The sequence below is a fragment of the Providencia sp. genome (assembly GCF_040396775.1).
Lineage (GTDB): Bacteria > Pseudomonadota > Gammaproteobacteria > Enterobacterales > Enterobacteriaceae > Providencia.
Window position 1 is genome coordinate 39,573 of sequence record NZ_JBEBNT010000015.1, and the last position, 22,410, is coordinate 61,982.

Annotated in this window: 19 protein-coding genes; 13 read left to right on the plus strand and 6 right to left on the minus strand. The window is 43.9% G+C overall.

Annotated features, from left to right (window positions below):
- Window positions 1-52: 52 nt before the first annotated feature.
- A complete protein-coding gene (locus tag ABWP91_RS14980; RefSeq protein WP_353243917.1) occupies window positions 53-235 on the minus strand; it encodes a hypothetical protein in 183 nt (60 codons plus the stop codon).
- 253 nt (window positions 236-488) lie between these two features.
- Here ABWP91_RS14980 and ABWP91_RS14985 point away from each other — a divergent pair, with 253 nt between their 5' ends.
- The 6 genes from ABWP91_RS14985 to arnT all read left to right on the plus strand — a co-directional run bounded on the left by ABWP91_RS14985 (window position 489) and on the right by arnT (window position 9,257).
- On the plus strand, window positions 489-1,946 hold the full coding sequence (locus ABWP91_RS14985; protein ID WP_353243918.1) for a DUF4026 domain-containing protein: 1,458 nt from the start codon (window positions 489-491) through the stop codon (window positions 1,944-1,946).
- 63 nt (window positions 1,947-2,009) lie between these two features.
- A complete protein-coding gene (locus tag ABWP91_RS14990; RefSeq protein WP_353243919.1) occupies window positions 2,010-2,468 on the plus strand; it encodes a regulatory protein RecX in 459 nt (152 codons plus the stop codon).
- A gap of 289 nt (window positions 2,469-2,757) precedes the next feature.
- Window positions 2,758-4,116, plus strand: coding sequence for an anaerobic C4-dicarboxylate transporter DcuC (gene dcuC, locus ABWP91_RS14995; RefSeq protein ID WP_353243920.1), 1,359 nt, complete (start codon window positions 2,758-2,760; stop codon window positions 4,114-4,116).
- 276 nt (window positions 4,117-4,392) lie between these two features.
- Window positions 4,393-5,652, plus strand: coding sequence for an aromatic amino acid transport family protein (locus tag ABWP91_RS15000; protein WP_353243921.1), 1,260 nt, complete (start codon window positions 4,393-4,395; stop codon window positions 5,650-5,652).
- Window positions 5,653-5,949: 297 nt separating this feature from the next.
- A complete protein-coding gene (locus ABWP91_RS15005) occupies window positions 5,950-7,224 on the plus strand; it encodes a bifunctional O-acetylhomoserine aminocarboxypropyltransferase/cysteine synthase (protein ID WP_353243922.1) in 1,275 nt (424 codons plus the stop codon).
- A gap of 389 nt (window positions 7,225-7,613) precedes the next feature.
- Window positions 7,614-9,257, plus strand: a complete 1,644-nt coding sequence (arnT, locus tag ABWP91_RS15010; protein ID WP_353243923.1) for a lipid IV(A) 4-amino-4-deoxy-L-arabinosyltransferase — start codon at window positions 7,614-7,616, stop codon at window positions 9,255-9,257.
- A gap of 60 nt (window positions 9,258-9,317) precedes the next feature.
- Here arnT and ABWP91_RS15015 read toward each other — a convergent pair whose 3' ends face one another.
- From ABWP91_RS15015 to ABWP91_RS15030, 4 genes are read right to left on the minus strand one after another with little or no spacing between them, the layout of a single operon-like run.
- Entirely contained in the window at window positions 9,318-9,500 is a 183-nt protein-coding gene (locus ABWP91_RS15015) for a hypothetical protein (RefSeq protein ID WP_353243924.1), read from the minus strand.
- The gene (locus tag ABWP91_RS15020; protein WP_353243925.1) at window positions 9,497-12,601 is read right to left on the minus strand and encodes a MexW/MexI family multidrug efflux RND transporter permease subunit; all 3,105 of its coding nucleotides are present in this window, start codon (window positions 12,599-12,601) and stop codon (window positions 9,497-9,499) included. The genes ABWP91_RS15015 and ABWP91_RS15020 overlap by 4 nt, the downstream gene beginning before the upstream one ends.
- A gap of 9 nt (window positions 12,602-12,610) precedes the next feature.
- Entirely contained in the window at window positions 12,611-13,720 is a 1,110-nt protein-coding gene (locus ABWP91_RS15025; protein WP_353243926.1) for an efflux RND transporter periplasmic adaptor subunit, read from the minus strand.
- A 12-nt stretch (window positions 13,721-13,732) separates the two neighbouring features.
- Window positions 13,733-14,161 carry a DoxX family protein gene (locus ABWP91_RS15030; RefSeq protein ID WP_353243927.1) on the minus strand — a complete coding sequence of 143 codons (429 nt, stop codon included), beginning with the start codon at window positions 14,159-14,161 and terminating at the stop codon, window positions 13,733-13,735.
- Between the two features lie 99 nt (window positions 14,162-14,260).
- Here ABWP91_RS15030 and soxR point away from each other — a divergent pair, with 99 nt between their 5' ends.
- The 7 genes from soxR (at window position 14,261) to ABWP91_RS15065 (ending at window position 20,991) form a co-directional block, all read left to right on the plus strand.
- Window positions 14,261-14,758 carry a redox-sensitive transcriptional activator SoxR gene (gene soxR, locus ABWP91_RS15035; protein WP_353243928.1) on the plus strand — a complete coding sequence of 166 codons (498 nt, stop codon included), beginning with the start codon at window positions 14,261-14,263 and terminating at the stop codon, window positions 14,756-14,758.
- Between the two features lie 236 nt (window positions 14,759-14,994).
- Window positions 14,995-15,780, plus strand: a complete 786-nt coding sequence (locus ABWP91_RS15040; protein WP_353243929.1) for an SDR family oxidoreductase — start codon at window positions 14,995-14,997, stop codon at window positions 15,778-15,780.
- Window positions 15,781-15,812: 32 nt separating this feature from the next.
- On the plus strand, window positions 15,813-17,057 hold the full coding sequence (locus tag ABWP91_RS15045; protein WP_353243930.1) for a styrene monooxygenase/indole monooxygenase family protein: 1,245 nt from the start codon (window positions 15,813-15,815) through the stop codon (window positions 17,055-17,057).
- A 15-nt stretch (window positions 17,058-17,072) separates the two neighbouring features.
- On the plus strand, window positions 17,073-17,615 hold the full coding sequence (locus ABWP91_RS15050; RefSeq protein WP_353243931.1) for a flavin reductase family protein: 543 nt from the start codon (window positions 17,073-17,075) through the stop codon (window positions 17,613-17,615).
- A gap of 10 nt (window positions 17,616-17,625) precedes the next feature.
- Complete coding sequence (locus tag ABWP91_RS15055) at window positions 17,626-18,408, plus strand: cyclase family protein (protein ID WP_219245536.1); 783 nt, start codon at window positions 17,626-17,628, stop codon at window positions 18,406-18,408.
- A gap of 3 nt (window positions 18,409-18,411) precedes the next feature.
- Window positions 18,412-20,016, plus strand: a complete 1,605-nt coding sequence (locus ABWP91_RS15060; RefSeq protein ID WP_353243932.1) for a phytoene desaturase family protein — start codon at window positions 18,412-18,414, stop codon at window positions 20,014-20,016.
- 81 nt (window positions 20,017-20,097) lie between these two features.
- Window positions 20,098-20,991 (plus strand): SphA family protein, encoded by an 894-nt coding sequence (locus ABWP91_RS15065; protein WP_353243933.1) that lies wholly within the window; start codon window positions 20,098-20,100, stop codon window positions 20,989-20,991.
- 121 nt (window positions 20,992-21,112) lie between these two features.
- Here the strand turns inward: ABWP91_RS15065 and ABWP91_RS15070 are convergent, their stop codons facing one another.
- Entirely contained in the window at window positions 21,113-22,120 is a 1,008-nt protein-coding gene (locus ABWP91_RS15070) for an AraC family transcriptional regulator (protein WP_353243934.1), read from the minus strand.
- Between the last annotated feature and the right edge of the window lie 290 nt (window positions 22,121-22,410).

The following is a 22,410-nucleotide window of genomic DNA, read 5'->3' on the forward strand; positions in this document are numbered from 1 at the left end:
TATAAGAAACAAGGCCGATATAGAACCATATCGGCTTGAACAAAAAATGGGCTTATGGCTTATTTTGTTGGTGAAAACGAACACGCTCATGGAAGTATGCTTTTAGATGATCTTCCATCTGGTGAATTTTTTGTTCCAATGCATTCACAAAGACGTCGTCATTATTCATATTGAAAACACGCTGCATCGCGAGGTCATCAACGTATTCTTTTTGCGCTTGTGTTAAGTCAGCCATATTTTCATTACCTATATTGGAATGGAATTATTTACCCGTTATTTTAAGGTAAATAAGAGAAAGAGCACTATTGTGCCTCAGCCAATAGCGTATGAAAAGTAGAATAAATCATTGTCGAATAATGATAATTTATCTACTTAGATGAAATGTGGGGGATCAAATCACAATCTGAATTGGTTAAGAATATTCACAATATTCTTAATGAATATAAGCTGATATCCTCGCCTCAGTCACTTCTTAACAGGTCTGAATAATGAACAATAAACAATACTACCTTGATACAGCTGCGGGTGAAGGTGAAAAAGAAGCTTCCATGATGGTTGCTATTCCCGCATCTGAATTGACCTCTGCATTACTTGAACAGCGCTTAGAAGAACAAACCTATTTCACTGAAGGTGAAATTGATTATATTCCTGATGAAGATGGCTTCTTTTTTAGCTGTAAAAAAGGGGAAGAAGCGCTGCGTTTTTATGTGGCGTTAGTGGACAGCGACCCAGATTATGCGATTAACCCTTATTTTGCGACTGACCCAATTTCCCCTGAACTGTATGCCGAAGCCAGTGCTGCACCGCAAGCAGTGATTGTTGAGTGTGTCTTCCAAGACCAACCGCTGGTCAATTACCTGCAACAATTAAAAATCATCCAGATTTTAGTACCCGATTTATTATTGGGGCTAGATATTTCAGCGGCAGGGAAAGTGTTTACCCGTGAGTGGCTAAACTTCCAATTAATTGATGATTTAATGCCAAGCATTGATTCTTTATATGTTGTTCATGCGATTTACGACCAAGACGACAATGAAGATAAACCTGAAGATGAACGTGCACCGACCATGTATTGGTTCCACACACACGGCTTAGCTCGTTGTGGGTTATCTGAAGCCGAAATCATTATCCCGCACCCAATTTCGTCTTATTATGGTATTCCCGAACTGTTCTGGAGTTTCGTGAATAACAGCATCACCCACGGTAAAATTGTCTTCAATGAACCGATTTTTATTGGGCAAACACAATCAGGTTATGAATACTTGGTGGCATTACCTTTTGAAGAAGGTTTGTTGCACGTGGGCAAATCAACGCCAATAGACGATTTAAAACCGCTGGAAGAGATGAATTTCGAATTTGGTGATGAAACTTCAGAGCGCTTTATGGGGGATTGGCATGATAGAGATGAATCTCACCAGCACCCTTCCGCCATGTTATTTCGCGTAACGCAAGAAAACCCAACACTGGAAAGCTTCTTTGAGGGGTTTGAAGAGCAAAATGCGATGATGTTTATGCGCACCGATGAAGAAACCGCGGATATGTCCCGTAAAGCGAAGCTGCGTTGGGAATACTTCACTCATATGCTGGATAACTATGGGCCGAAACCCGTGGCGCAGAAAAAAGGCTTCTTTGCTAAATTCCTCGGTAAAAATGATGAAGAGCAAGAGTCAGAATGGCGCTTCTTGGTGAAATGTGGCATTGGTTACCACGATGCAGAAGAGGACTTTGATGGTCATGAACATATGTGGTTCGAGCCTGTTTCATGGAATGGTAACCAATTTGAAGGGCGCTTAATCAACCATCCGTTCTATGTGCAAACGATGCAAGAAGGGGAGGTTTATCCGTTAACCCGTGATGATATTACTGATTGGACAATCTATTTCCAAGACGGCAGCTACACGCCTGACACCATTTACAAATTGCTCAGTGGCGCACAAGTTCATTAGTTGCGTTTGCCATGGTAGACTGGGCGCGCAATGCGCCCATTTTACCGTTAAAAGCTTAATTTCATGAATGAATCTGACCTCTACCAATACGCTCTATTTATGCTTTCACGCCGTGATTATGGAAAAGCGGAGTTATTTGCTCGAATGAAACGGCGTATGTATGAAAAAAATGACGGTATCATCGACGAAACCTTAATTGAAAGGGTATTGGAAAGGTTAAGTGAACAACATTTCCTGGATGATAACCGCGTGGTTGCCTTATTGCTGCAAGGCTATATACGCAAAGGTTACGGGCCGTTACGCATCAAACAAGAAATGCGCCAAAAGGGTTTCCCACAAACACTTGTCGATCAACATTTTGCCAATATCGAGGTGGATTGGTTTGAAAAAGCCGCCGATGTGCGCAGCAAAAAGTTTGGTGATGACATACCAAACGACTTTAAAGAGAAAAGTAAGCAAATTCGTTATCTGCAATATCGCGGTTTTTTTGGTGATATGATTTACGAACTCTTTAATGGGTAAATCTACTGCTTTAATCAATCTTTATAAACTGAAATGCCATTAAGTTGGCGTGTTGTGCTAATCATTTCCTTATGAATAAAAGCCTTATCTTCCATTGCTTAAAGAATAATCGACAAATTTAACTGCGAACCCAGTTAATCAAAATATTTATTATTTATTTCTCTTGTGTTTTTACGCATTTCTATATTAAAAAACATCTTCTGACATGATCATTGTCAGTGAATTTTGCTTAACTATTAGGCAGAGTAATTTTTTTATAATTACAAAATAAGACAGGCAGGAGAAACAAATGATTGAGCTCTTAATCGGCGTTATTGTCGCCATTGGAGTTGGGCGTTATATCATAAAAGGGTATTCGGCAACGGGCGTGTTAATGACTGGGGGTATTTTACTGCTGATCATTACCGCGATTATGGGGAAAAGTATTCTACCAGGTTCTGTTCCAACGACGGGGTGGCGTGTAACAGACATTTTGGAATACATTAAATTCCTCCTCATGAGCCGAGGCGGTGACCTTGGTATGATGATCATGGTGTTATGTGGGTTTGCGTCGTATATGACTCACATTGGTGCCAATGATGTGGTGGTGAAAATTGCTTCTAAACCATTGAAAATGATCAACTCCCCTTACTTATTAATGGTAGCGGCTTATATTGTGGCATGTTTAATGTCACTAGCGGTTTCATCAGCAACCGGATTAGGGGTGCTGTTAATGGCAACCTTGTTCCCCGTGATGGTAAATGTTGGGATCAGCCGTGGTGCCGCCGCTGCAATTTGTGCTTCACCTGCGGCGATTATCTTGGCACCCACATCGGGTGACGTGATTTTGGCGGCACAAGCTGCGGAAATGCCATTAATTGATTTTGCTTTTAAAACCACATTACCGATTTCCATCGCGGCGATTGTGGCGATGTCGATTGCGCATTTCTTCTGGCAACGTTATCTGGACAGAAAAGAGCACGTTAAAACAGAAATGCTAGATGTGAATGAAATCAAAACCCATGCGCCTTCTTTTTATGCCATCTTACCCTTCACTCCAATCATTGGCGTGTTAGTGTTTGATGGTAAATGGGCGCCTGAACTGCACATTGTCACAATTATTGTTGGCTGTATTATTTTAGCGGCAATCATTGAGTTTTTGCGTAGTTTCAGTGCCAAACACGTCTATGGCGGTTTAGAAGTTTGCTATAAAGGCATGGCAGATGCATTTGCGACCGTGGTGATGTTATTAGTGGCAGCTGGGGTATTTGCACAAGGTTTAAGCACTATCGGCTTTATTTCAGGGCTGATTAACCTTGCTCAATCCTTTGGTTCAGGCGCTATTGTGATGATGATTGCTTTAGTGATCATCACTATGTTAGCCGCGATGACAACGGGTTCAGGTAATGCACCATTCTATGCTTTTGTGGAATTGATCCCGCACTTAGCAAAACAAATGGGTGTTAACCCAGCTTACTTGGTTATTCCTATGCTACAAGCATCTAACTTGGGTCGTACTTTATCCCCAGTTTCCGGGGTTGTGGTTGCGGTTTCAGGTATGGCGAAAATTTCACCGTTTGAAGTGGTGAAAAGAACGTCTGTGCCAGTATTAGTGGGCCTCGTTGTGGTGGTTATTGCCACTGAGATTTTAGTCCCTATTTACCTGTAAATTATTAATTGCTTTTATCAATGGCTGGGTTAATGACCCAGCCATTTTTTTATCACACATAAAATTAAATGCTTTATATAGAAAAAATATTATTTCAATAACATGGAAAAATATTTTTTAGCAGAATAATGACAATACATTTTCTTATTTAACGTTATTAACGAGATCTGTGCCAAAAAGTTGAACGAAATAAATCGATTAAATTAGGTACTGATACGCATTTAATGCAAAATCGGCTCATCTTTTTACAATAACGTTAATGATGAAAATTACATAATGAGCACAATTGAAAAAGTTGCTACTGCAACAGATAAACCAGTAAGTAAATGGACGTATAAAGATTTTACTTGGGTACTTTCTTTATTTGGCACAGCAGTTGGCGCAGGGGTTTTATTTCTCCCTATCAAAGCAGGTGCTGGCGGTTTTTGGCCGTTAGTTGTTTTGGCATTAATTGCAACGCCGATGATTTGGTTGGCACATAAAGGGCTTGCACGGTTTGTTTTATCGTCTAAAAACCCAAATGCGGATATTACTGATACAGTTGAAGAACATTTCGGTAAAACAGGCGCGAACATTATTACCTTTGCTTATTTCTTTGCGATTTACCCCATCGTGTTGATTTATGGCGTTGGAATAACAAATACCGTTGATTCATTCTTAGTTAATCAGATTGGCATGGACCCACTTCCTCGCTGGTTGCTCTCTGGGGTACTGATTGCGGCGATGACGGCGGGCGTAGTTTTTGGCCGTGATTTAATGCTAAAGCTAACCTCCCTTATGGTCTATCCACTGGTGTTTATTTTATTAGCGCTGTCTTTGTATTTGGTTCCTGAATGGAATATGTCAATGCTCGAAGTTGCACCAGATTGGAGCTCAATGCCCGTGGTGGTGTGGATGGCTATCCCATTGATTGTATTCTCATTTAACCATAGCCCAATCATTAGTCAATTTACCAAAGACCAACGCCAGCAGTTTGGTGATAAAGCGATTATTAAAACGGATATGATCACGGGCGGCGCGGCACTGATGCTCACAGGTTTCGTGATGTTCTTTGTTTTCTCGGTGGTGTTATCGTTGAGCCCAGCAGAATTGACGGTCGCGAAGGAGCAAAATATTAGTGTGTTATCACACATTGCAAATATTAACCCATCTCCGATTCTATCCTATTTAGGCCCAATCGTTGCTTTTGCTGCCATCGTATCAAGCTATTTTGGTCACTTCTTAGGGGCGCATGAAGGCTTAGTGGGTTTAATCAAATCACGTTCTTCTTTCTCACTGAAGAAAATTGAAATGGCGTCAATGCTGTTTATCGTGATCACCACATGGATTGTCACCATTCGCAATCCAAGCATTCTAGGTATGATTGAAACGATGGGGGCACCAATGATTGCTGCTATTCTATTCATTCTGCCTGTGGTGTCGATGAATATTATTCCTGCAATGAAGAAATTTAGCACCTCAAAACTGGCGCAAATCTTTACGTTTATCTGCGGATTAGCGTCAATTACTTCCGTTATTTACGGCGCATTTCAGTAAATAATAGAAAGAATGATATTTAGATAAAGCCACTGCCTAATGAGCGGTGGCTTTTTTATATCAATAGGCAATAGGTTATAAGTATCGACATTAATATAACCAGATGGTTAAGCTAAAGAGAGTGAAAATCACGCTCATTTATAACTAAATGAACTAACTCATATGAAATAATTTCAAGTTAAGATAGTTGTCTAGCGAAGAGTCTTAGGTAATATCTAGAGTTAACACAGCATCAAACCTCTTATTAGATACCTAATCTGGCAGTGTTTTTCCAGTGCATCATAACAAGGATAACAAATGAAATTAGAAACATTATCGATTCACGCTGGCTACTCTCCTGACCCGACAACGAAGTCTGTCGCCGTTCCGATTTACCAAACTACCTCTTATGCATTTGATGATACGCAGCATGGTGCGGATCTATTCGATTTAAAAGTCGCAGGTAATATTTACACGCGAATTATGAACCCGACCAACGATGTGTTGGAAAAACGTGTTGCTGCACTGGAAGGTGGTGTCGCAGGTCTAGCGGTTGCCTCTGGAATGGCGGCGATTACTTACGCGATTCAAACCATTGCCCAAGCTGGGGATAACATTGTTTCCGTCGCAAAATTGTATGGTGGAACCTATAACTTATTGGCTCATGCTTTACCCCGCTTAGGTATCGAAACCCGTTTTGCAGAACATGATGATTTAGCTGCATTGGAAGCGTTGATTGATGAAAAAACCCGTGCGGTTTTTTGTGAGTCTATTTCGAACCCCGCTGGGTTTATCGTTGATATTGCTGCGCTGGCGGAAGTCGCCCATCGCCATGGTGTACCGCTGATTGTGGACAATACCGTTGCAACACCGTATTTATGCCGTCCTTTTGAACATGGTGCGGATATTGTTGTTCACTCATTAACCAAGTATATCGGTGGTCACGGTACATCACTGGGCGGTATGGTCATTGACTCAGGGAAGTTCCCATGGACGAAATACCCAAACCGTTTCTCATTATTGATTGAGCCAGATGTGGCCTATCATGGTGTGAGCTACACAGAACACTTTGGTGCAGCCGCTTTCATCGCCCGTTGCCGTGTTGCGCCTTTACGTGGAACAGGGGCGGCACTGTCCCCATTTAATGCATTCTTAATTTTACAAGGCTTAGAAACCTTGGCGCTAAGAATGGATAGACACACAGAAAATGCGCTAAAAGTGGCAAATTTCCTTGAAAAGCACCCACAAGTGGAATGGGTTAAATATGCAGGGCTACCAAGCAACCCAGAACACGCGTTAGCGCAAAAATACATGAACGGTAAACCTGCCAGTATTATGTCGTTCGGTATTAAAGGTGGTCAAGAAGCGGGAGCGCGTTTTATTGATGCGTTGCAGCTGATTGTTCGACTGGTGAATATTGGTGATGCGAAGTCACTGGCTTGCCACCCTGCATCCACGACTCACCGCCAATTGAATGATGTAGAACTCGCTCAAGCAGGGGTTTCACGGGATATGATCCGTTTATCGATAGGGATTGAACATATCGATGATATCCTCGCAGACCTTGAGCAAGCACTAATCGCTGCAAAATAATCGTTAGCTACTACCAATAAAAGCCAGTGATGGGTAATACCATGGCTGGTTTTTGTTTTTGGGTGTAAATAAAAATGATTTTATTTTAATTTTAAATATTAAGAATTAATTAATTTTTAATATTCATAGCGTACCGTTATGGAGTGAACTATTTTTTATATAACGAGTCTTAACTCGTGATTCTTATCTCTTTTTTGATGATGAATAAAATAGGGTATTCATTTATTGATTGTTTATAAACAGCAATGCGAAAGCCGTGTAATTATTGATTTGTTTATGTGGGGTTTAATTGTCGCAATGATAATAGCCTAATAAAGAAGGATGAGCGTTGCTTGCACGCTAACAACTTAAAAATATTAAATATTAATAACAAGAATGGTTGAGATGAGATGATTATGGCAAATAATAAAATTGCCTGCCTTAAGTGGTGCCTGCTATTTGTATTTATTGTTGTAACCTATTTTTTACCGTTAAACGGGCGGCTGTTGTGGCAACCCGATGAACTCCGTTATGCTGAAATTAGCCGTGAATTAATCATCAGTTATAATTGGAGCGTGCCAGAACTGCTGGATGTTCGCTATTTCGAAAAACCGATTTTTGGGTACTGGGTTGGCGCTGTTTTCCAAATGTTATTTGGCGAGAATAACGTTTCTGTTCGTCTTGGTGTTGTATTTAGTACATTAATCAGTGGGTTATTTGTTTATCTTAGCGCTAAAATGGCGTGGAAGAACCCACGTATTGCGTTTAATGCCACGTTTATTTATCTCTCCATGTTGATGGTGTTTACCATTGGCACTTATAACATCCTTGACCCTATCGTGACCGCATTTATCACCATGGTCATTTTCTTTTTTCAATGGGGGCTGACCACTAAGCGATTTTCTCATCAACTCTTAGCGTATATTTTGCTGGGGGTGGCCTGCGGTTTAGGGGTATTAACGAAGGGGTTCTTAGTTTTAGTTTTACCTGTGTTAGTGTGCTCGATTGCCGGGTTTTACTTTAAAAAGTTCAAAGAAGTCTTTGTTTTTTCATTTGTGTCGATTTTCACGGCGTTTGTAGTTTGTCTGCCATGGGCATTTGTGATCGCCAGCCGTGAGCCTGACTTTTGGCGTTATTTCTTCTGGGTTGAACATATTCAACGGTTTATGGCCGATAACGCCCAAAACAAATCCCCATTTTGGTTTTATATTCCTATCATGATGGCGGCAGTTTTGCCGTGGTTAGGCTACTTATTTGGCGCTTTACGCCAAGCATGGCAGCAAAAAGGGATGCATTTTTATTTCTTATTATGGTTCCTTGCGCCGTTTGTCTTTTTTAGTATCACGAAAGGCAAGCTACTTACCTATATTTTGCCATGTATTGCACCCGTTGCGATTTTAATGGCAGCGTATATTGAAAAAATCTTAACGGAGAAAAAAACACTCGCCATCCGTGCAAATGCGGTGATCAATATGGTCGTTGGCGGCCTTGCTGCGGGGGTAATCATTGCTTCACCGTATATCCCTAAAATTAATATTTACCAAGCAGATGAAAGTCATAAATTATGGCTGGCGGCAGGGGCATTTATTTTTTGGCTAGTGGTGGCGGCTATTTCAATGAAGCAGCGGCTCTGGTATTTAGCCGCAGTATGCACGGTTGCCATTAGCTTAAGTGTGGGCCATGTGATCCCAAATTATGTGGCAAGCAATAATACCCCCCAAAAGTTGATTGCTAAGTATTACAATCAATTGGAAAACAAATCGGTATTATTAACTAACAATGTTGGCTTAGGTACAGCGCTGGCTTGGGTATTAAAACGCAGTGATATTACGATGTTGCATCAAACAGGGGAATTAGGCTATGGGCTACAGTATCCTGATGCTGCAAACCGTTTTTACGGTTTAGGCCAATTACCTGCATTACTGGAAAGCCATCAATACAAAAATGTAGCGGTGGTGGTGGAGGGTTCGAAACACGAACTGATTGACGCGCTTCCTGGTAACCCGATAATTATCCGCGAGGGTAATCTGGTTTTAGCTTTCTACGAAGGGTAAAAGAGAAAAAACCGCATAATTCAGTCTGAATTATGCGGTTTGGTCTGAAAGAAAAGCGAACTAACGGGTTGGTTTAGTGGAAATTATTCCATTATCTTCCGTGCTAGTCTTTCCTGTGTTAGTGGATAATCCATGGTAAATTAATAGCATAGCCATACTGTTACTCATTGCACTCATTGCACTCATTTCTACAGCATTGGCCGTTCGGCGATTATTCTGTGTGTTTATTACGGTATTTCTCATAGTGAAGTCTCCTGAGTTTCTTTGATCAGGCGATTGGCTTCAGCAAGCTCATAACGCCTTGGTGTCAATGCAGTCGCACTGTGATTACGGGCTAATAATGAATAAATGGTTGGCAAAACAAACAGTGTAAACAACGTCCCAACTAACATCCCAGTGACAATGACTAACCCGAGGCCAAAGCGGCTATTGGCACCGGCGCCTGTGGCGAATAACAATGGAACTAGACCAATCACCATCGCTGCGGTGGTCATTAAAATTGGGCGTAAACGAATTTGTGCTGCTTTTAATATGGCATGGCGGCGGTCTAATCCTTCATTTGCCTGTAATTCATTGGCAAATTCCACCATCAATATTCCATGTTTACTGATTAAACCTATCAAGGTTACAAGGCCGATTTGGGTGTAAATATTCAATGTGGCATATCCCAATGCGAGTGGGATTAGCGCACCACAAATCGACAATGGAACGGTGATAAGAATGATCAGCGGGTCGACCAAGCTTTCGTACTGCGCTGCGAGTACTAAATAAATAATGATGAGCGCCGCCATAAAGGCAAAGGCGAGGGTGTTACCTTCTTGTTTATATTGGCGCGAATCGGATTGCCAGTCATGGCTAAAGCCCGCTGGAAGTTCATTGGCAATGTTATCAAGGTAAGCGACTGCCTGTCCTAAAGTTACGCCTGGTGCAGGAATAGCTTGGAAAATTGCCGCATTTTGTTGGTTAAATTGCGTGAGTTTGTTCGGTTCAACCTGCGTATGGATATCCACGACCGTAGACAGCGGGATCATCGTGCCTGTTTCGGCTTTCACATAGTGGCGGGAAAGCGCCTCTGGTGTTAGCCTTTGGCTACGCATACTTTGTGGGATCACATCGTAAGAGCGACCATCCATCCCAAAACGGTTAATATAATTTTCGCCGACTAATAAGTTCAGGGACTCACCAATATCTTGCATACGAATACCTAAACTATTGGCTTTGGAGCGGTTAATTCGCACCTCAACCACAGGGTTGTTATAGTCGAGGTCACTGTCCACGACCATAAATAAGCCGCTTTCTCGTGCCTGTTGCTTGATTTCCTCCATGGTTTTATACAGCACCGAGTAATCTTGCGGGCTTTTTAGCACCATTTGAATCGGTAACCCCCCAGTGGAACCGGGTAACGCAGGTAATTGGAAAACAAAAATACTGTTCCCTTCGACATCGCCAACGCGTCCCTGTAAATCCGCTTGAATGGTAGAAGCAGGTCTATCCCGTTCTTCCCAAGAAGACAAGTTAGTTCCCCCGAAGCTAGCGGAAGGGCCATCAGTTCCGTTAATAATCCACGTACTTTCGGTTTCAGGGAGCTCCATGAAAACATCGTGCAATTTACGAGAAAACCGTTCGACATACTCAAGGTTGGCATGTTGAGGGGACTTAATCGCGGTTAATACCACGGATTGGTCTTCAACAGGGGCTAATTCGCGCGGGGCGGATTGGTAAAGCATGGGTAAGCTGATGAATACTACCACGGCAATCACACCCGTTATCCAGCGGTTTTTTAACGAAAAATTCAATAAAATGGTGTAATAGTGTGCCAGCGTGGTAAAGAACTTTTCTGCCATTCGTGCCATGCGGCCTTCATTCTGTTTTGAGTTCAGCATAAAGGAGCTCATGACAGGGGAAAGAGTCAATGCCACAATACCAGAAACAATCACTGCACCTGCAAGGGTTAGGGCGAACTCTTTAAATAACGCGCCTGTTAGGCCAGACATCAAACCAATTGGCGCATAAACGGCGGCTAAGGTAATGGTCATCGCAATGATGGGCCCTGCCACTTCCCGCGCACCAATTAAGGCGGCTAATACAGGGGACTTACCTTCTTCGATATGGCGATGGACGTTTTCCACCACTACGATAGCATCATCGACCACCAACCCAATAGCCAAGACCATGGCTAATAAGGTTAATAAGTTGATACTAAAGCCAAAAGCCATCATAAGAGCAGCGGCACCCAACATGGACAACGGGATCGCTAAGATAGGAATAATCACGCTGCGAATCGACCCTAAACACAGGTAAATCACGGCTATAACAATCAGCAAAGCCTCGACTAACGTATTGATAACTTGGTCAATAGAGGCCTTAATAAACCGTGATGTTTCAAAGGCCATCTCCACTTTCACACCCGGTGGTAGCGTTTTATCAATATCTGGCATTAATTTATTCATGCCATCAACAATAACGAGCGGATTACCCGTTGGTGTCGCAAACAAGCCAAGGTAAATTGCGGGTTCACCATTCATTAAACCACTGGTTTCTGTCGAGGCTGCTCCCAGCTCAATGGTTCCCACATCTTTTAAACGAACTAAACCGTTGCCATCGTTGCGGATCACTAAGTCGCGGAACTCATCCACATTAGTTAAGTCGGTATTCACATAGACGTTAGAAATGACATATTCGCCTTTGACTTTACCCGGTGCGGCTTGGTAGTTATTTTGGCGCACGGCTTGTGCAACATCAGCCGCTGATAGCCCGCGCCCTGCCAGTTTGTCGGCATCAAGCCATAAGCGCATCGCGAGTTGCTGCCCACCAAATACCTGTACCTTCGCAACGCCCTCAATGGAGGAATACATCGGCTCAACCACGCGAGAAATATAGTCGGTCAACGCAGGTATGGATAAATCCGTACTTGAAAACCCAATATAGGCGACCGCGGTTGATTCCCCAGAAGATAACTCAATGACTGGGTCATACGCTTCTTTTGGCAACTTGTAGCGCACTTGGTTAACTTTCGCCATCACCTGCGTAAGGGCTTGAGTGGAGTCGCGGTTTAATTCCATACGTACCGTGACAAGGCTGCTGCCCTGCACAGATGACGACGACAAGTAATCGACGCCTTCAACCGAAGAAACTGCTTGGGCGATAGGCTGGGTGACAAACCCTTGCATCAGTTTTGCTGATGCTCCGGGGTATTGTGTGGTGATAGTCACTGTGGCACTTTCTAACTGTGGGTATTGGCGGATGGGTAATTTGCTCAGGGCAAATAAACCAATCAACACAATTAATGCACTGACCACTAAGGCTAAAACAGGGCGGCGTACAAAAATATCCGTAAATTTCATAGCGCCTCCTTATGAACCTTGCTCAGTTTGTGCCGTGGGTTCAGACAACGTATCTTGCGCAACTGGCGTAATTGCAGAACCATTATTAAGGCGTAATTGGCCTGATGTGACCACTTTATCGTTAGCACTTAACCCATGTTCAATTTCAATTTTGCCATCCCAACGTTGGCCAGTTTTGACGGAAACGCGCTTGACGACCATGGCATCACCTTCACCTTCTGTAATAAAAACAGTGTCCCCGTAAGCTGTGTAAGTGACCGCCGTTTCTGGGATAGTGAGCACTTCATTACTGGCTTGGCGAACCACATTCACGTTGGCATACATACCAGCTTTGAGGGTGCCATCGCTATTTTCTAACGTTGCTTGCAGCGCAACGGTGCGAGACTTACCAATGAGCGGGTCAATAGCGGTGATGCGAGCAGGGAAGGTTTTGTTTGGATAGGCATCCACAGTAACATCAACCACTTGCCCTTGATGTAACTCCGGGGACGCTTGCTCATCTAACGAGAAATTAAGTTTTAGCGTTTTGGTATCGACTAAGCTTGCGATAGTTTCACCAGGGGTTAAATACTGACCTTCATGCACTTGGCGAATACCAATCGTGCCATCAAAAGGCGCGCGAATGGTTTTTTGTGCGATTAATGCTTGAGTTTGGCGAATGAGTCCTTGGGCAATATCGCGTTCTGCGCGAGTACTATCGACTTGCGCTTCTGCCACTAAATGCTGTGCGGATAACGAGCTTGTTCTTTGATATAAGCGTGCCGCATTGCGCATCTGCGCTTGGTAGCGAGATAAATCCGCTTGCTCAACTGCATCGTTAAGTTGCACTAAAATTTGGCCTTTTTTAACCTGTTGGCCGGACTCAAAGGTAATTTGGGTAATGCGGCCATTCGTTTCCGCTGCCACTTGCACTTGGCTGCCTGCTTCCAGTTCCCCGACACCATAAAACGTTCGTGGCGCAGTATCTAAACTGACTGAAGCGAGAGCAACTTTGGTTGGTGGATATTGATAAGCGGCTTTTTCGCCTTCATCGTTTTGTGCATAAGTCGAATAAATGGCGCTACCGCCCCCTGCTGCGACCAAAATAGTACACAGTGTGATTATTGTTTTTTTACTCATTTAATTTTCCTTCTATTTCTGCGTTTTCAGCGCGAAATAAAGACGGCGAAAATGCCCTGCAATTGCCACTGCCATTAACCCACCAATGACGGCAATATGTTCAATAGCCCAAAACATGGCGATTTGTGCGTGTTCTCCCGTGTAACTCCAAAAAGTGTGCACAATCACAATGGTGAGAAATAAAAAGACGGCAAGCGCCCCTGTTGCCAGCCATAACAAGCGGTTAAGTAACACGAAAACAGAGCCAATCAGCATCACGGCGGCAGAGGCAATATTGAAGAACCAATCTGGATTCAAACCAGCTGCACGCATTTCAGCGAGGCTATTTTCATAATTAAGTACTTTGGCTAATCCAGATGAAATAAATAAAACCAAGACGAGTAAGCGAGCAATAAACCATAAGCTATTGCTTTCTAACATTTTGGCGATCACCAATGGCATGAACCTATCCCCTTTTAAAAAATAACATCAATTGACAAAGTCATAGGGCTGCACTATAAAACCTTAAGTTAAGTTGAGGTCAAGCGAAGGTAAGCAAAAATGGCAGATAAAGACACAAAAGCGATAAAACCCCAAAAAAATGGGGAAATAAATATTGATCCTAAAAGAGCATTAACGGTTGGTGAGGTCGCAAAACGTTCAGGTGTTCCTGTTTCTACTGTGCATTTTTATGAATCAAAGGGATTAATAAAAAGTACCCGAACACACGGTAATCAACGGCGATTCCATGCGGTGGTGTTGCGCTATATCGCCATTATTAAAGTCGCGCAAAGTACAGGTATTCCATTACAAGAAATCCAAGAGGCATTAGGGCGCTTCCCCGCGAATAGCGCGCTGACATCGGAACAGTGGAAAGAGATGTCCACCCAATGGCGTGTGTCATTAGATAAACGTATTCGGCAACTTACGCGTTTACGTAATGAATTGGATAATTGTATTGGTTGCGGCTGCTTATCGTTAAGTGATTGCCCGTTACGTAACCCTGATGACGTATTGGGTAAAAAAGGCCCGGGCGCCCGAATTTTAGAGCGACCTTAAATAGCAATAAACTCTTTTCCCGTCATCATTCACACTTTTCATTTTTTGGATAGCTGCTGCGAAAAGTGGCTATTTCTCTTCATATATCATCGCCTTATTGACTAAATTGCCGCACTGGGTGGATATTTTTTGCGCCCAGCGGCTACAGCTTTTCGCTCATTCTGCGTAATTATCAATCATGTTAATTTTTTGTGAATTCGTTGTAATGAAATGAGAGCGAAAAGAGGGCGCCAAAGATGAAAGGTTTGAATAACAAAATTGCAATTGTGACTGGGGGTGCGACCAAAATTGGTGCAACAGTGGCAAAAGTGCTGAGCAGTTATGGTGTTAAAGTCACTATTTTTGATATTGACGCCGCCAATGGTGAAAAAGTCGCGCAAAGTGAGCTAAATATTGATTTCTTACCTGTGGATATCACTGATGACCAACAACTCAAGCAGGGTATTGACCGCGTTGCGCAAAAGTATGGGCAACTCGATTTTTTGGTTAATCTGGCCGCGACTTACCTTGATGAAGGCCAGTCATCTTCACGACAAGATTGGTTAACTGCGTTAAATATTAATGTGGTCAGTGCCGTTATGGCGGCGCAATTTGCCAAAACACACTTTGTGAAAGTGGGTAAAGGCGCCATCGTCAACTTTACCAGTATTTCGTCTTCTGTCGCTCAAACGGGTCGTTGGCTCTACCCCGCATCGAAAGCCACCATGTTGGAAGTCACTCGCAGCCAAGCGATGGATTATGCCGATGACGGCATTCGCGTGAATTCTGTTTCCCCTGGTTGGACATGGTCCCGTGTGATGGATGAAATCACTGGTGGCGACCGCCAAAAAACTGACCGTGTTGCTGCGGATTACCATTTATTAAAACGCGTGGGCGACCCTGAAGAGGTGGCTCAAGTTGTTGCGTTCCTTCTTTCTGATCTGGCGAGTTTCGTGACTGGTGCAGATTACGCTGTTGATGGCGGTTACTCCGCTATGGGGCCTGAACAGGCTAAACCTGCAATTCCCCGTCTTGCACAATAAGACACCATTTTAACGTTACTGAGGAAAATACTATGCGTCGTATTGCTATCGTAGGTGGTGGTCAAGCGGGTATGCCGTTGGCTTTAGGTCTGTTAGATAAAGGCTATGAAGTAACTGTCGCCACAAACCGTACGCCAGATGATGTTAAAAATGGCCGTGTGATGTCGAGCCAATGCATGTTTGATATTTCGCTGCAATTTGAACGTGATTTAGGAATTAACTTTTGGGAAGACAAATGCCCTCCTGTCGAAGGCATTGGTTTTACCGTTCCTCACCCTGAAAAAGCGGGTGAAAAAGCGATTTCTTGGCGCTCACGCTTAGATAACTATGCGCAAGCTGTCGATCAGCGTATCAAAATGCCGTATTGGATGGAGCTGTTTGCAGCACGTGGCGGCAATTTACGTATTGAAGATGTTGGCGTTGCGGAGCTGGAGCGTTTGGCTGAAACCCATGACCTTGTTGTGCTAGCGGGTGGGAAAGGGGAAATTGTTAAACTGCTTGAGCGCGATGAAACTCGCTCGCCATATGATAAACCCCAACGCGCTTTGGCACTGACGTATGTGCACGGCATGTTACCGACACCTGAATACTCTCAAGTGTCGTTTAACTTGATCCCCGGTATTGGCGAATACTTTGTGTTTCCATCCCTGACCAACAGCGGTGATTGCCACATTATGGTTTTCGAGGGTATTCCGGGAGGCCCAATGGATCAGTGGGGTGAAGCGCGTACTCCACAAGAACATTTGGCGTACAGTAAAAAAATCCTCAACACCTATTTACCTTGGGAAGCGTCACGCTGTCGCAATATCGAATTAACGGATGATAACGGCATCTTAGCTGGGCGATTTGCACCAACGGTGCGCAAGCCTGTATTAACCCTGCCATCGGGCAAGATTGTGTTTGGCTTAGGGGATGCATTAGTTACAAATGACCCATTAACAGGCCAAGGTTCGAATAACGCGACTAAGGCTTGCAAGGTCTACTATGACGCAATTCTCGCCCACGGTGATAAACCGTATACCGCACAGTGGATGGACGACACTTTCGAACAGTTCTGGAAATATGGTCGCCATGTTGTGGAATGGACAAACTCATTATTAGCGCCACCAGAGCCACATATTCTGCACCTGTTAGGTGCAGCCCAGCAATTGCCATCCCTCGCACATACCATCGCGAACGCCTTTAACTACCCGCCAGTGCTGTTCCCATGGTGGAAAGATGGCGCGGCATGTGAGGCCTACATTCAATCACAAATGATGGAAGAAGCCCGCGCTTAGCGAGGAGGATTGACTATGTCTATGATTGCAGAGGATACATTCATGTGCGAAAGGGAATGGGGTCATACCGAATTTGAATCTAAAACCTTGCGCAACTTGCTCGGGTGCTACCCAACAGGGGTCGCAATCGTGACAACACGAACCGCAGATGGCCGTGATGTGGGGCTAACCATTAACTCGTTTGCGTCGTTATCACTCGACCCACCATTAGTTTTATGGAGCTTAGTGAATCATTCACCAAACTTAGCGGTATTTCGTGATTGCGCACATTTCACCATCAATATCTTAGGACACGGGCACCAAGAACTTGCTATGCGCTTTGCGAATCCACGTATTGAAAACAAGTTTGAAGATGTGGCTATCCATTTAACCCCTGAAGGTGTGCCTGCATTGCACGGCGCTATTGCCACATTAGTTTGTGATAACCATAAGCAAGACACCATCGGCGACCACTTATTGATGGTGGGGCATGTGCGCCGTATCGGTAGTGAAACAGGGAAACCGTTAGTGTTCCATGGCGGTGGCTTTACCGCTTTACATGAATCGCCGTTGGCGTAGGAGAAACACCATGAATCAGCAAGCATTGATGACATTCGCGAAAGAATTACAGCAAGGCAATATTCAGGTTGTCGATCTAACACAAACCTTATCGCCATCATTCCCTGCGCTGCAATTACCTGAGCAGTTTGGGCAGGTGTGGTCGTTCAGTATGGAGCAAATCTCCCGTTACGATGATAACGGCCCTGCTTGGTATTGGAATAACTTTAGTTGCGGTGAACATACCGGTACGCACTTTGATGCCCCTATTCACTGGATCAGTGGTAAAGACCAAGCGAACAACACGGTTGATACCATTCCGGTTGAAAACTTTGTTGCCCCAGCCGTGGTCGTTGATGCGAGCAAAGAAGTGGCGCAAAACCCTGACTGGGTGCTAACGGTCGAATTTCTGCAAAAATGGGAAGAAAAACACGGCAAAATCCCTAAAGCGGCTTGGGTACTTTTTAGAACGGATTGGTCGAAAAAAGCGGATGATCCAGCAGCTTATGTGAGCATGCGTGAAGATGGTGCCCATACGCCGGGGCCTTCTCAAGAAGCTGTCGAATGGTTGATTCATGAGCGTGATGTGAAAGGGTTTGGTGTTGAAACCATTAATACGGATGCGGGGCAATCCTATAGCTGGCCTGTGCCTTATCCATGCCATACCTTAATGCATGGTAATAATAAATATGGCCTACAGTGCTTGAAAAACCTCGATAAATTACCGCCTACAGGTGTGGTAATTGTTGCGGCGCCGCTGAAAATCGAAGGGGGATCAGGCAGCCCATTACGCGTCTTGGCACTAGTGGGGTGAGGTATGGCAACACTTTCTAACCCACAAGTGATCGTCGTTGGTAGCGGGATGAATTCCTTGATGTGCGCGGCTTTGCTGGCGGTGCGCGGAAAATCGGTGTTGGTGTTAGAACGAAACGATCGCTTAGGCGGTTGTATTCGGACTGAAAATTTATTTGAAGGGTATACCCATGATCTGCTTTCTTGCTGGTATTCACTGTTTGTTGGTAGCCCCGGCTATCAAGAACTCGAACCGCAGCTGAAAAAGCATGGATTAGCGTTTGCCCAATGCGACTATTCAACAGGGTTAGTCCAACCCGATGGGCAGTCTATTGCGCTGAAGCGGGATGTTGTTGAGGCCGCGAAACAGCTCGATCTCATTGCACCTGGTGATGGGCTAGTATTTCGTAAAATGGCAGACAAATTATTTACCCAAGATGCGGCGCTCACATTTGGTTTATTAGGGCAAAACCCTTATAGCGGCGGCATATTAAAGCTGTTGTTTTCCGAATGGCGTAAACGGGGTGTCGATGGGTTGTTGGACTTTGCTAAATCAGGTGTGGAAAGCTTTCGTCGTTGGTCAGAACGTGAATTGCAGCATGATTTTAGCCGCGCGTTGATGGCGCCATGGGTACTTCACACAGGGTTAGGGCCTGATGAAGCGAGTTCGGCGCTAATTGGCAAATTAACCTTCGCTGCCGTTGTTGCTGGTGGGATGCCTGTCGTGAAAGGTGGCAGTTATCGCCTCGTTGAGGCTTTTGCGAAAGTGATTGAAGCCCATGGTGGTGAGCTCAAAACGGGAATGCACGTCGAGAAAGTGATGACGCAAGGTGAGGGGAGAAATAGCCGTGCGACGGGTGTTATCGTCAATGGTCAAATGATCCAAGCCACAGAAAGTGTGGTGTGCAACGTCACCCCAACGCAGCTGTATGGCTCATTACTTGATAATGTCTCACCTCAAGTGATGGAAAAGGCGAAAGGCTACCGCTATGGTCGTGCAGGGATGCAAATTCACTTTGCATTAAGTGCGCCGCCCCCTTGGTGCAACCCTGAACTATTAAATGTTCCGCTCGTCCATTTCACTGAAAGTATGGAGCAGGTTTGTTTATCTGTAACTCAAGCAAATAATGGCTATCTACCTGATAAACCAACATTTGGGATTGGGCAACCGACTGCATTAGATCCCAGCCGTGCTCCTGATGGTGGGTGGATCTTATGGATCCAAATGCAAGAATTACCAAGACGTTTAAAAGGGGATTCAGCCGGGGAAATTACTATTCCTGATGATGGGCGGTGGAATGATGAAGTGCGTGAAGCGGTCGCAGATAGAATTCAGCAACGTTTAGAACGGGTTATGCCCGGTTTTTCTTCGTTGATCGTAGGGCGAAAAGCCATTTCGCCAGCGGATCTGGAAAACTATAACTGCAATCTTGTCGGCGGCGATCCTTACTCAGGCACTTGTTCACCTGATCAATTCTTCTGGTTACGGCCTTTTGCGGCATCAGGCCAAACAAAAACACATCAAACAGCGGTTAAAAACCTTTTTCATATTGGCGCATCAACACATCCGGGTCCCGGTCTTGGCGGAGGGTCTGGTTACCTTGTTGCGCAAAAACTGGCGAAAAAATAGGACATAAATAAAACGCAAGGGAACTGCGAGATAACAGGCAAAGCACACACAGTAAGACAACCCACTATGGCAGGAAACATGATGAATAAAAAAACAATCAGTAAGCTTGTTGCAGGTTCGTGTCTCAGCGTACTTTCGTTTGGCGCCTTGGCGACGGAAGGGGGCGGGTTGGGTGTCTATCCCGATGGCCTTGAAAACTTTATGTCGGGCGCACTACCACCGCCAGGCGTACATGTGTTGATGTATGGCGGGAATGCGCACTATGACAGCATTCGTGATAATAAAGGGGATAAAATTCCTGTTCCTGGCTTTAGTGTGAATGTGAATGTATTGGCACCGCGCTTAATTTGGGTTACAGATCAAAAAATATTGGGCGGCGATTTAGCTTTTCATACCATCGTACCGTTATTGGATGTGACTGCAAAAGCCGCGGGCAAAAAAGACACTAGCCGTGGATTAGGCGATGTGACATTCGGGCCTGCTTTGGGTTTTCACCCTTCTGCGGATTTACATTATGTGGTGGGGTTAGATGCCTATGCACCGACAGGAAAATACAGTAAAACAGACCCTTCTAGTCTAGGTAAAAACTATTGGGCATTACAACCTGTGTGGGCGATTAGCTACATCCCCCCAGTTGGTGTGAATGCGGATTTAAAAATGATGTATGATTTTAACTTTCGCAATAACGATACCAAAACTCGCTCAGGGCAAGCCTTCCATGCTGATTATGGCTTAGGTTGGGGGTTTGGCAATGGCTGGGTAGCAGGGATTGGCGGTTATGCGTTTTGGCAAACAACGGATGATAGCGGACCAAATTCTGCCCAAGGAAAGGCTCGTGCATATTCCATCGGCCCTTCAATTCGTTACGCTAATCCACAAGGTTGGTTATTTACCGCTAAATGGGAAAAAGACTTTGAAGTGAGAAACCGTCCAGAAGGCTCACAAATTTATTTAAAAGCATCGATTCCTTTCTAATTATTTAATTTTGTTGACGGAAAAGCACAGCATAATAAGAATCATGCTGTGCTTTTTGTTTTTCTTATATTTTAATAGCCGATTACACACAATATATTAATAAATATATAGATTTTGGATATTAGGCTTTTTTCATACTTTGGCTTGGTGATTCACCATAGCGTTGTTTATACTCAGCGCTAAAGCGACCCATATGTGCAAACCCCCAGCGCAGTGCAACTCCAGTGACATTGCTAGCTTCTCCTGATAACAATTCAGCACGCACACGCTCCATGCGCAAATCGCGTAAATATTGCATGGGACTAATATCTAAAAACTCTTTAAAACCTGCATATAAACTACGTAAACTGACACCTGCAATATGTGCTAGTTGCTCAACCGTAATTGGCTCATGGGCATGAGCTTCTAAATATTCCTGTACTCGGCGAACATGACGAGGGCGGATGGTAGCTCTGCGCATGCCTGAATCTTCAGTGTAATTGTGGATATGGGTGGAAAGTAGCGTGACAGAAACCAATTGTTCTACTTGTGTTGCAATTAATTTATGTTGTAGAAGGTCAGGTGTCCGTGTAGCACATTCAATCAGGTAATTCATTAAAGTACGCCATTCAATACAGGATTGCCACGCAAAACCCAATTCAAACACCAGTGGTTTATCGAGCGTATGGCCGAGTTGACCAACTAACGATCTTTCTAATAAGGACCGTGAAATTCGCAACATGCATTGGTCGTTATCGCTATTCCAACGCATGGTTGTTGATTCTTCAGGGCTAAGTAAAGACGCTATTTGTGGTGTGGATTCTAACCGCTTTCCGCCACTTTCAATAATCGCACTGCCTGCAAGGGGCATTTGTAAAAGAAAAAAATCTTCTAGTTTTCCGGGGGCAATTGCAACGTCTGCACCATAGCGTAAGCGGCTTAAGGAAATATCTCCCATTGGAATATAATGCATTCGAGCATCAAGGCGTTGATGGGGATTGAGTAGGTGAAATTGATGCGGTTTCATCACTCGACCAACCATGGATTTTATTTCTTCAGGATCAGCTGATGTAAATAACAAACGTTCTGACGAACAGATCTGATTTTCAATCTGAGGTGCAGATGAATGGGACCGCGAGTTGCTCAACATCGGAGGTACCTCCAAAATTAATTGCCAGCCATTCCCTTGCGATTGATTAGGTAGTGGCTTGGCTATTTTTACTTATTATAGGTTTTCTCAATGAATTCAATTAATTGTTATATTTATAGCAAAAATGGTTCAGGTTTGTGGTAGATATATTTTGTTGTATTTATGATGGTGCTAAACGGTTATTTCATTAACATTTCATTAAAGTATTTTTAACTGTTTGTTAATTGAACATATCATAAACACCTTTTCTTACCTAGCTAAATATGTGCAAAAACTATCCAGAAAGTGCA